Raw genomic sequence first — 10,562 nt, forward strand, 5'->3', positions numbered from 1 at the left:
CCTGCGCGTTCTCGGGAGGGCAGCGGGCTGTTTGCTGCGCAAATTCGGCAGCCCTCCCGAGAACGTGGCCTGTGATAGAAAGCAGTGGAACACGCTTTTCCATCGCCTTTGGGGAGGTGCGGCATCTTATGTGCCGCACCTTCCCATAGTTCTGCTCCCACATGAGGGTTGATGCTGGGTGCAGCGGAGCGGACGGAATCGTTCTGGAGAAGCGTCAGCGCTTGCCTTTGCCTCTGGATTCCAACCAATATCTGGTCTTATACAATCATAGGAATCCAGGGGCAACAGCAATCGGAAGAATGATCCGTTCGCGCAGCGGCCTCACCACGCAGCAACCTTCCCTCCTACTCCCCTAATCCCAGCTTTTTGAAGATCGTATCCACGTTCTTCAGATGCCAGGCTGGGTTGAACGCATCCTCGATTTCGTCTGCGCTGAGCACGGCAGTAATTTCCGGGGTCGCCTCGACGATTTCGCGGAACTGGCGTTGCTCTTCCCACGCCTGCATAGCACGCGGCTGCACGGTATCGTAGGCTTTTTCACGACTAAAGCCTTTGTCGATCAGCTTCGTCATAATACGGCCGGAGAATGGTACACCATACGTACGTGCCATATTGCGCTTCATATTTTCAGGGAAGACCGTCAGATTTTTCACGATATTGCCAAAACGGTTCAGCATGTAGTTCAACAGCATGGTTGCATCCGGCAGGATAATACGTTCCACAGAAGAATGCGAGATGTCGCGTTCATGCCACAGGGTTACGTTCTCATACGCAGATACCATATGCCCACGAATCACACGCGCCAGACCGGAGATGTTTTCACTGCCGATCGGATTGCGTTTATGCGGCATCGCGGAAGAACCTTTTTGACCTTTGGCAAAAGCTTCTTCCACCTCACGGAACTCACTCTTTTGCAGAGCACGGACTTCTGTAGCAAATTTGTCCAACGATGTGGCGATCAACGCTAATGTTGCCATGTATTCGGCATGACGGTCGCGCTGAAGCGTCTGTGTAGAAATGGGTGCAGGCTTGGTGCCCAGCTTGCGGCATACAAATTCTTCTACAGCCGGGTCAATGTTGGCATATGTCCCAACTGCACCGGACATTTTACCGTATTGTACTTGGTCAGCCGCAAAACGAAAGCGTTCCAGATTGCGCTTCATTTCCTCGTACCACAATCCCATCTTCAGTCCAAACGTAGTTGGCTCAGCATGTACTCCGTGTGTACGTCCCATCATCGGTGTGTGCTTGTAAGCCAATGCCTTTTCCTTCAAAATTTCAATAAAATTCAAGATATCGCGCTCCAGGATTTCATTCGCCTGCTTTAACAGGTAGCCCAGTGCCGTATCAACTACATCTGTGGAGGTCAGACCGTAATGTACCCATTTGCGCTCGTCTCCAAGACTTTCGGATACCGTGCGGGTAAATGCAATGACATCATGTCTTGTCTCCTGCTCAATTTCATAGATCCGTTCAATATCAAAACTTGCATTCTTACGCAGAGCCACGGTATCCTCTTTTGGAATAACCCCTAATTCCGCCCAAGCTTCACAGGCACACAGTTCTACTTCCAGCCATGCTTTAAATTTATTTTCTTCCGTCCAAATCGCTCTCATTTCCGGTCTGCTATAGCGTTCGATCATGACTATTTATTCCCCCAAATATTGGTTTGTTCAATCCATTCCAGCGCTTGTTCCGCATCCTGGCACAATAGATTAATATGTCCCATCTTTCGGCCTGGCTTGGCTTCACTTTTTCCATACAAATGCAGCTTGGGTACAACATCCAATCTTTCAGCTTCAACATCCGCTTGCGCAAACCGCCGAACCACATCCTCCAAATGCTCACCTAGCACATTGACCATCACGACGGAAGTCAGCAGCTTCGTGCTGCCCAAGGGTAAACCGCAAATCGCACGTATGTGCTGCTCGAATTGCGACGTCGCGCACCCCTCCATCGTGTAATGACCGGAGTTATGCGGTCGTGGTGCTAACTCATTAACGTACAATTGTCCGTCTTCGGTGACAAACATCTCTACAGCGAGCAGTCCCACCGCACCCAGCGACTCTGCCACAGCCAGCGCCAACTTGCGTGCTTCCTCCTGGACAGGTTCTGGCACACGTGCAGGCACAATCGACGTATGCAAAATATTGTTCACGTGAATGTTTTCGGCAGGTGGAAAGGCTTTGGCTTCACCGTTCGTACTGCGAGCTACAATCACCGAGATTTCGCAGCGAAAACGGATGAACTGTTCCAATACCAGTTCCGCACCGCCTCCTGCCAGTTGTTCGTAGGCAGCCGTGGCTTGCTCCGGTTGGCGAATGACCACTTGTCCCTTGCCATCATAACCACCGACTGCTGTCTTAAGCACACACGGTACACCCAGTTCAGCTACCGCTTGCACCATATCCGCAAGACTGCTGATTTCACGATACGGAGCGACAGGGACACCAGCAGCTTCAATAGAACGCTTTTCTCTCAGACGGTGCTGTGTTGTGTACAAAAGACTGCTGCCTTGCGGCACGCTGGATTCCTGTTCCAAAAGTGCAGCCACACCTGCGTCCACATTTTCAAACTCATACGTGATCACATCGCACCGCTCAGCCAGCTCTCTGGCCGCATGCTCATCATCATAGGCAGCGCGGATTTGTTCTGACACCTGTCCACAAGGGCTATCCGGTGCAGGGTCCAGTGTCACAAAGCGATATCCTAGATTGGTTCCAGCCAGTACAAGCATTCTTCCTAATTGCCCGCCTCCTAAAAGTCCAATCGTTGTACCAGGAGGTCGGATACGGCCTGCGGATTCACATGCCCCATTCATAGCGAGTCACTGCCTTCCAGCACCTCATCACGAATACGGTCGCGTCTCGCCAAAACCCGCTGGCTTATCTTTTCGTCAAAAGCGCCTAATATTTGTGCTGCCAGCAGCCCTGCATTTGTAGCGCCTGCCTTACCAATTGCCACAGTGGCAACCGGAATACCACCCGGCATCTGCACAATGGAGAGCAGGGAGTCCAGACCGTTCAGAGCCTTCGACTGAACAGGCACACCAATGACCGGCAATGCTGTCTTCGCAGCCACCATTCCTGGCAGATGCGCAGCCCCACCCGCTCCAGCAATAATGACCTTTAGTCCACGCCCAGCGGCCTCTTCTGCAAAACGAAACATTAAATCCGGTGTACGATGGGCTGAAACTACTTTTTTCTCATATCCGATTTCAAGCTCGTCCAGCACAGCACATGCATGCTGCATGGTGTCCCAGTCTGATGTGCTGCCCATAATGACAGCGACCTGCACTGACATGTCCTTCACTCCCTGTTTATCAATAAGCGCCAAAAATCCGGCACTCGAAAATAACGTTATTTTCAAGACACCGGACTACGAAAAAACAAACGACAGAGCTTCTTAAAGGCATGCCAAAAGCAAGCCTCTTCCACCGCATCCAATGCGGCTTCAGCCGTATGTCTCCCGTAGTCCGGAAATTTAAGGTTTCCAGGTAGAAACTTCCGGGCCATATCCCCGGCATTATACGAGTTAGCATTGTGCCTATTCCATCCCAATCGATATTCTTTACAAGTATGATCGTGGTTTGTTTCGGCTCAAACATGTGTACCTTATTAAATTGTACCTTAAGTTCATTTTTTATCGACAATACACTTCCTAGTTTAACAATTCCCTACACCTTATGTCAACTTGAAAACGAACATTAGAATAATCATACAATAGAATGTTCGTGTTTAGTGAAATCAGTACCCTTATATACCCACAGGTCAGGACTATTGTATTATATTTAGCTATCGCTCCCCTCCCCTGATAACAGCGACCGCAACGCATCCCTCTGAAAAAAAATAAAAGTCGGCACTCCCTATACAGGCAGTAAACCGACTTTTACTTTTTTATTCAGTTATTTTACGACCAGCACAGGAATACGCGCATGCTGCACCACATTGTGACTTACGCTACCCAATACAAATTCACGGATACCACCTAAACCTCGGCTACCGATCACGATCGCATCGAAGCCATTCTCATTGGCATAATCCAAAATGACTTCGGCTGGAGAACCTTGAATCAGTTCCACCTTGGCATCTACACCCTGCTCAGCAAGTCGTTTTTTAACTTCATCCGTAGTTTGTTCGGCCAAATCGTAATATTCTTTATTTATTGAAGCCGGAATTGGAGCCAAACCTTCGCCCATAAAGATCCGAGGAAAATCGAATGCCGTTACCACCTCAAGCTTCGAGGACGGTGATGCCTTGACCAATTCAGCCGCCTTTAACAAAGCCTTGTTGGATGCATCCGAACCGTCATAAGCAAGCAATACTTTTGAAAATATCATAATTTGCACCTCTTCCTCATTCAGTTTATTGATTCAAAGCCTGAAATATGTATTCCTGTGGTTGTTCATTCCATGTCACCGGATGGCTGGAATAGTCTTCTCACTCATCATTAAACTTCCCTATGAGAACCTAAACTCCTCCCCTTTACCGTAAAAAATACCCATACAGCAATGCGTTCATGAATAGCAACGCAGGAATACCTAGTCTGAAGCTCATATGCCGTGTTTTATGGCGTTTACGGTACATGGCAATTAGAACGCCTAATGCTCCCCCGATCAGGGCCAGGAAAAACAACGTCCGTTCAGGTACACGATCACGATGTTTACGTGCTCTCTTTTTATCCTCCGACATTACCAGATAGCCTACTGCATTGATAAACAGCAGCCATACCAACAAGCCTGTCTGCAATGTCTCTCCTCCTTTTGCACACCGTACCAAGTTCAGGTATTAGGCCTTATATAGCGCTCTCCCCCTCATTATAACCCCACCCCTTTTACAGAAACAACGCCTCTTCTGACTTGGATAGCGCTTTTGCGGAAATAGTAAGGTGGCATAAGGGCGATCCCCGAGTGCATCTATTTCGTCTTAAAGGAGGAACTGCGATGGAAAGCACCCATGAATACGTTGAAAAGCTGCGAGAAAATGCAAAAAAGGCAGAACGCAACCGTAAACGAGGAAAAGGAACTCCCAGCGCCAGCTTGCCGACAAAACAGCATTCCAACAATCCTTGATCAACGAATCTGCATTAAGCTGTATAGCCGCGTTATTAACCTAAAGTATCAACTTAACCCTGCAGCCTTTTATGCGAATTGATTACGGGGTAAACTCTATTGTTTAGCTTCCACAATAACAGCAAGCAGACTCCTTATGAGATATCTGCTTGTTGTTTTGTTTTGCAAATGTCTTTTTTGAAATCGATTACATTTATAATAAATAAGTTCTAAAGTCATATTTCCTAACATAAGTGTTGACTAAAAGTAATTTTACACCCTATAATTCGTGATATTAACGTAATTCGACAAAATATTTGTCAGTTAATCTATCATTTATATTTGAGGTTTAAGATTGGAGAGGAGCTTTATATGACTAACATGAAAAAAATGACGATGATTCCCCTGTTGGCTAGCTTTATTCTCGGTAGTACCTTATGGAGTGGTGGATTTACCGCCAACGCTGCGGCTGCGGCAGCAGCTACAACCAGCACAACTGCACCTGCTTCTACCACTACAACGTCGGACAAATCCGAAAATCCTCAAACCAATCATTTACCCAATATTAAAATACTTGCCACAGGAGGGACCATCGCAGGATCATCTTCCGTCAATACGGATACAACCGGCTACAAAGCAGGCGCGTTGGGTGTGGAAACTCTGATCAATGCCGTTCCTGAGATGAAAAGTATTGCAAATGTCAGTGGTGAGCAAGTTGTTAATGTAGGTAGCCCCGACGTTAATAATGAGATCCTCTTAAAACTTGCCAAACGCACCAATGAACTGCTTGTCAGAGACGATGTAGATGGCATTGTCATTACACATGGTACAGATACATTAGAAGAAACAGCTTATTTCCTCAATCTTGTTATCAAAAGCGATAAGCCAGTAGTTGTCGTTGGCTCTATGCGTCCAGCTACTGCCATCAGTGCCGATGGTCCCTTCAACCTTTATAATGCAGTGAAAGTCGCTGGGGCTTCGGCCTCTAAAGGTCAGGGTGTACTCGTCCTGTTGAACGACCGTATCGGTGCAGCAAGATACATCACCAAAACGAACACAACAGCAGTCGATACGTTCAAGTCTGTGGAGCAGGGATACCTTGGAGCTGTTGTGGGCGATCAAGTGTACTACTACAACAAATCCACACACAAGCATACGACTTCTTCTGTATTCGACATCTCTAACCTGACTCAACTGCCACAAGTAGATATTTTATACGAATATCAAAACAATGGTCGCTATCTGTATGATGCAGCCGTAGCAGCTGGTGCCAAGGGTATTGTCGTAGCTGGTTCCGGTAATGGCTCCTTGTCCAAGACCTCCTCAGAAGGCGCAGAGGCCGCTGGTAAAAAAGGAGTGATCATTGCCCGCTCCAGCCGCGTGGGAAGTGGAGTGGTGTCCCCGTCAACAAAAGACGCGGCATCGAACTTTGTATCGACCGATTCGCTTAATCCGCAAAAAGCACGGATTTTGCTCATGCTTGCTTTGACCCAAACACACGATGTTAACCAAATTCAATCTTTTTTTAATGAATACTAAAAGTAGTTATCTCAAATCAAATAAATCAACATTCTATTATGAAAAAGAAGCAGCGATTACGGTTAACCACCGTAACTGCTGCTTCTTTTTTTTGCGAGACAGGTCTAGCATAGTAACTACTTCATCTGACGATCAATCGTCTTGGTTCTATACAGTAATTCGTTGTCCCTCCCACGCAGCATCAAGACTGCTGTTTGGGAATCCCATTCAAGCTTGGAGGATATTTCGCTTGCTTCTCTGGGTGAGCTGCAATTTCCTCCTCCAGTATGCTTGATTTATTTTGCTGATTATTGATTTTAAGCGGTTTATGTTTGGGCATAAATACTCACCTCCTCGGCTTACCATGCCAAGGAGTGATCGTTTTTATACCGACGTATACCTGCTGATTATGTGACTGTAGCACTTTTGGTCATCCGTTATTTGCCCTGCTATTTGCCCTGCTTTTGTTCCATCGCTGCTTTAAGCAAATCACCCAAACTGGAGCCAAAAGATTCCTGCTTTTCAAATTGTCTTACTAGCTTTTGCTGTTCCCGTTTGTTTACCCGCTGCTTGTCCTTATCCAACGTCTCGGTAATGCCACAGGGCAGGCATCTTACATACAATCCTGCTTTGCCCTCTTTCATTTCCATTTTCTTATGACACTGCGGGCAACGTCGATTGGACAAACGTTTTTCCCCTGAACGACGGTAACCGCAATCCGCACTTGGACATACAAGGAACTTGCCTTTCTTGCCCTTCTTCTCCAATAGCTTTGTACCACAATCTGGGCAATGACTATTCGTCACATTATGGGGCTTGTACTCCGCACTGCTATTTTTCACAGTGGAAACCAGCTCTTTCGCCATAGCACGAATAGAATTCAAAAACGGTTCCGGTTGTCCTTGACCACGAGCAATCCGTTCCAGCTCCGCTTCCCAACGTGCCGTCAATTCGGGCGTTCGAAGCTGTGGAGCCGCCAGTTCAATCAATTGCTTACCTTTCCCGGTTGGATGCATCACGTTCCCCTGACGCTCAATCGTATCCGAGCTGACAAGCTTCTCAATCAGATCTGCACGGGTAGCAGGAGTACCCAGTCCATGCTTTTCCATCTGAGCGAGCAGGGCTGCTTCTGTATACCGCTTCGGCGGCATCGTTCGCCCAGCTCGTACAAGGCAACGCTGTAACCGGACGGAATCTCCTTTTTGCAGCTCAGGTAAAATAACGCCTCGTCCATTGTTTTCCCGATCCTCTGCTTCTTCATCATCCATATCATAATGGTTCGCGTCATATACAGCACGCCATCCGCTATCTTTTACCGTTGTGCCTTTTACCTGAAACGTCTCCTGCTCCACCGTTATTGATACGGCTACAGCATCATAACGTGCAGGTGGATAGAATAGACTGATAAAACGTCGTGCAATCAGATCATACAGCTTCCGTTCCTCAGGGCTCAACTGATTAAGCAATAATGTCTGCTCAGTAGGAATAATCGCATGATGATCCGTGACTTTACTGTCATCCACAATTCGCTTTGTGATTGGTAAGTTGTTACGCAATAGCGGACGTGCCAAGGAAGCATACGGACCTACTGCTACACTACTGAGCCTTTCCTTAAGTGTATCCACCATATCGGATGTCAAATAACGGCTGTCTGTACGTGGATACGTCACCAGCTTATGCTGCTCATACAGACGCTGAAGCAGATTAGACGTCTGTTTAGCCGAAAAGCCATAGCGCTGATTAGCATCTCTTTGCAGTTCCGTTAAATCATACGCTAGCGGGTGAGGCTCGTTCTTTTCGCTCTTTTTAACACTGGCAACTGTGCCTTTGGCCCCCTCAAGTCTACGGCGCAAAGCCTCTGCTTGAGTGCGGTCAAACATGCGTGAATCCCCGCTTTCTGCCCGCCAAGTTGCCTGAAAATCGCCAAAATCCGCCGTCAGAGTATCATATTCCTGAGAACGGAATTCGGTAATCTCCTTCTCACGCTCCATAATCATCCCCAGTGTTGGTGTCTGCACTCTTCCAGCCGAAAGTTGGGCGTTATAACGACAAGTCAACGCGCGAGTTACATTGAGACCAATCATCCAGTCTGCTTCAGCTCTACAGCGAGCCGATTCATATAAACGATCAAACTGCTGACCAGGCAATAGCTTTGCGAAACCTGCCTTAATCGCCTTGTCCGTCTGCGAGGAGATCCATAAGCGCCGGAAGGGCTTTTTCCAGTTTGCCATTTGGATGATCCAGCGTGCCAACAATTCTCCTTCGCGGGCAGCATCTGTTGCCACGATAAGCTCTCCAATGTCCTGCCGCTTCATGAGCTGCTGCACAGCTTTGAACTGATGATTACTTTCGCGCAGCACCTTTAACTTTGAACTCTTCGGAAGAATAGGCAGGTCCTCCAAATTCCAGGTCGCATACTTAGAATCGTAATCCTCTGGCTCTGCTAAGCCGACCAAATGTCCCAGTGCCCACGTCACCACGTACTGGGGTCCTTCTATATAACTTTTATGCTTCTCGCGGCTACCCATCACACGTGCAATCTCTCTGGCCACGGACGGTTTTTCTGCCAATACCAGTACCTTCATGTTACGCTCCTTTCTCTCATAGTGTTAATTATACCATCCTGCCAACTTACGATAAATTCTAATGCCAACGGCTCTTAATTAACATGATCGTACATACTAGTGCTATTGCTTCTACATGGGTTAGAATAACTTACAAATCAGGCACACTCCATTTTAATAGCAGACCCGCATAGGTGAGGCCTCCCCCAAATCCATATAACAACACATGTTGTCCATACCGTAAACGCCCATCATCCAAACCACACTGCAAAGCCAACGGGATGGATGCCGCAGATGTATTACCATACAATTCTACGCTTGTCAGCGTTTTTTCCAAAGGTACTGTACTTCTTTCACATATGGACTCGATCATTCTCAAATTAGCGCTATGAGGTACAAACCAATCAAGACCCGCCTTCTTCATATTTGCCTTATCCAATAATCGTTCGATTCCCGTTGGGACAGAGCGAACAGCCCATTTATAAACCTCTCGTCCATTTTGAGCAATAAATCCATGGTCTTGCAGCTTCTCTCCATCCAAATGATCAGATAATCCCACACGGTAAAGATGTGCTCCCCCTTGCCCATAGGTACCTATATCTGAAGTTAAAAATGCTCCTTCATCCTCGTCATATTCAACAAGTGCAACTCCTGCACCATCTCCAAAAAGTATGCACGTCGTCCGATCCGTATAATCTGTAATTTTGGACAACGTTTCGGCTCCTACTACCAGCACCTTACGATGCAGACCACTCGTAATAAGGCCATTTGCCAAATGAAGTCCATAGGAAAAACCTGCACATGCTGCACTAACATCTATTGACCCTGTGTTTGGAATATCAAAATGAGCCTGAATACGTGAAGCCGTGCTTGGAAAATAGTAATCAGGTGTGCTCGTCGCTACAATGATCATCTCAACATCGTTTATATTTACGTCATACAGGTTAATCATACGAGTAATAGCTTGTATACATAAATCAGATACATATTGATCTTCAGCCGCAATGCGTCTTTCATGCATACCCGTTCTCTGTACAATCCACTCGTTGCTCGTATCCACAAGCTTCTCCAAGTCAGCGTTCGTCAAAATCCGTTCAGGTACATAAGTGCCAAAGGCCGTAAGCTTAGCTTTTGAATTCAACAATCTGATCACTCTCCTTTGTAATCCTTATTCATATTATAACACCAGATACTAATACCTGGTACTAAATTATTTTAAAACCGTCTTCTTATTTATTAGTTAATATCCACTTATCCAGTTGAACTTATAACAAACTCACTTTAAATAAAATTCCACTGTCTTTTAACGCAAAAAAAGAGACCAAGATCTTCAGAAGATCATGGTCTCTCTTGCTTGTTGCTTGGCGACGTCCTACTCTCCCAGGACCCTGCGGTCCAAGTACCATCGGCGCTGGAGGGCTTAACGGTCG

10 protein-coding genes and 1 riboswitch are annotated in these 10,562 nt (G+C 46.8%); of the genes, 2 read left to right on the forward strand and 8 right to left on the reverse strand.

What is annotated here, in order from left to right:
* Nucleotides 1–344: 344 nt before the first annotated feature.
* The 5 genes from purB to NLX78_RS18295 all read right to left on the reverse strand — a co-directional run bounded on the left by purB (nt 345) and on the right by NLX78_RS18295 (nt 4,748).
* Complete coding sequence (gene purB / locus NLX78_RS18275; protein WP_013308794.1) at nt 345–1,643, reverse strand: adenylosuccinate lyase; 1,299 nt, start codon at nt 1,641–1,643, stop codon at nt 345–347.
* 2 nt (nt 1,644–1,645) lie between these two features.
* The gene (gene purK / locus NLX78_RS18280; protein ID WP_254351190.1) at nt 1,646–2,821 is read right to left on the reverse strand and encodes a 5-(carboxyamino)imidazole ribonucleotide synthase; all 1,176 of its coding nucleotides are present in this window, start codon (nt 2,819–2,821) and stop codon (nt 1,646–1,648) included.
* A complete protein-coding gene (gene purE, locus NLX78_RS18285; RefSeq protein ID WP_013308792.1) occupies nt 2,818–3,303 on the reverse strand; it encodes a 5-(carboxyamino)imidazole ribonucleotide mutase in 486 nt (161 codons plus the stop codon). The genes purK and purE overlap by 4 nt, the downstream gene beginning before the upstream one ends.
* A gap of 148 nt (nt 3,304–3,451) precedes the next feature.
* Nucleotides 3,452–3,553, reverse strand: a riboswitch (purine riboswitch).
* A gap of 351 nt (nt 3,554–3,904) precedes the next feature.
* Entirely contained in the window at nt 3,905–4,339 is a 435-nt protein-coding gene (locus tag NLX78_RS18290; RefSeq protein ID WP_061832065.1) for a universal stress protein, read from the reverse strand.
* A gap of 145 nt (nt 4,340–4,484) precedes the next feature.
* A complete protein-coding gene (locus NLX78_RS18295) occupies nt 4,485–4,748 on the reverse strand; it encodes a DUF1294 domain-containing protein (protein ID WP_025719814.1) in 264 nt (87 codons plus the stop codon).
* A 194-nt stretch (nt 4,749–4,942) separates the two neighbouring features.
* On the opposite strand from NLX78_RS18295, the gene NLX78_RS18300 reads away from it, so the two are divergent.
* The gene (locus NLX78_RS18300) at nt 4,943–5,071 is read left to right on the forward strand and encodes a DUF4023 family protein (protein WP_081112528.1); all 129 of its coding nucleotides are present in this window, start codon (nt 4,943–4,945) and stop codon (nt 5,069–5,071) included.
* 351 nt (nt 5,072–5,422) lie between these two features.
* Nucleotides 5,423–6,589, forward strand: coding sequence for a type II asparaginase (locus NLX78_RS18305; protein WP_254351191.1), 1,167 nt, complete (start codon nt 5,423–5,425; stop codon nt 6,587–6,589).
* 181 nt (nt 6,590–6,770) lie between these two features.
* Here NLX78_RS18305 and NLX78_RS18310 read toward each other — a convergent pair whose 3' ends face one another.
* The 3 genes from NLX78_RS18310 to NLX78_RS18320 all read right to left on the reverse strand — a co-directional run bounded on the left by NLX78_RS18310 (nt 6,771) and on the right by NLX78_RS18320 (nt 10,276).
* Nucleotides 6,771–6,908, reverse strand: a complete 138-nt coding sequence (locus tag NLX78_RS18310) for a hypothetical protein (protein ID WP_016819760.1) — start codon at nt 6,906–6,908, stop codon at nt 6,771–6,773.
* Nucleotides 6,909–7,017: 109 nt separating this feature from the next.
* Nucleotides 7,018–9,153: a DNA topoisomerase III gene (locus NLX78_RS18315; RefSeq protein ID WP_061832067.1), complete on the reverse strand. Its 2,136-nt coding sequence runs from the start codon at nt 9,151–9,153 to the stop codon at nt 7,018–7,020.
* 130 nt (nt 9,154–9,283) lie between these two features.
* Entirely contained in the window at nt 9,284–10,276 is a 993-nt protein-coding gene (locus tag NLX78_RS18320) for a ketoacyl-ACP synthase III (protein ID WP_254351192.1), read from the reverse strand.
* Between the last annotated feature and the right edge of the window lie 286 nt (nt 10,277–10,562).

Origin of the sequence: Paenibacillus sp. Lou8.1 (genome assembly GCF_024213565.1) — a bacterium.
In the GTDB taxonomy this organism is placed as follows: domain Bacteria; phylum Bacillota; class Bacilli; order Paenibacillales; family Paenibacillaceae; genus Paenibacillus; species Paenibacillus polymyxa_B.

Excerpts from the sequence above, each read along its gene's own strand:
- purB (WP_013308794.1), bottom strand. The coding sequence starts at position 1,643 with ATGATCGAACGCTATAGCAGACCGGAAATGAGAGCGATTTGGACGGAA.
- purK (WP_254351190.1), bottom strand. The coding sequence starts at position 2,821 with ATGAATGGGGCATGTGAATCCGCAGGCCGTATCCGACCTCCTGGTACA.
- purE (WP_013308792.1), bottom strand. The coding sequence starts at position 3,303 with ATGTCAGTGCAGGTCGCTGTCATTATGGGCAGCACATCAGACTGGGAC.
- NLX78_RS18290 (WP_061832065.1), bottom strand. The coding sequence starts at position 4,339 with ATGATATTTTCAAAAGTATTGCTTGCTTATGACGGTTCGGATGCATCC.
- NLX78_RS18300 (WP_081112528.1), top strand. The coding sequence starts at position 4,943 with ATGGAAAGCACCCATGAATACGTTGAAAAGCTGCGAGAAAATGCAAAA.
- NLX78_RS18305 (WP_254351191.1), top strand. The coding sequence starts at position 5,423 with ATGACTAACATGAAAAAAATGACGATGATTCCCCTGTTGGCTAGCTTT.
- NLX78_RS18310 (WP_016819760.1), bottom strand. The coding sequence starts at position 6,908 with ATGCCCAAACATAAACCGCTTAAAATCAATAATCAGCAAAATAAATCA.
- NLX78_RS18315 (WP_061832067.1), bottom strand. The coding sequence starts at position 9,153 with ATGAAGGTACTGGTATTGGCAGAAAAACCGTCCGTGGCCAGAGAGATT.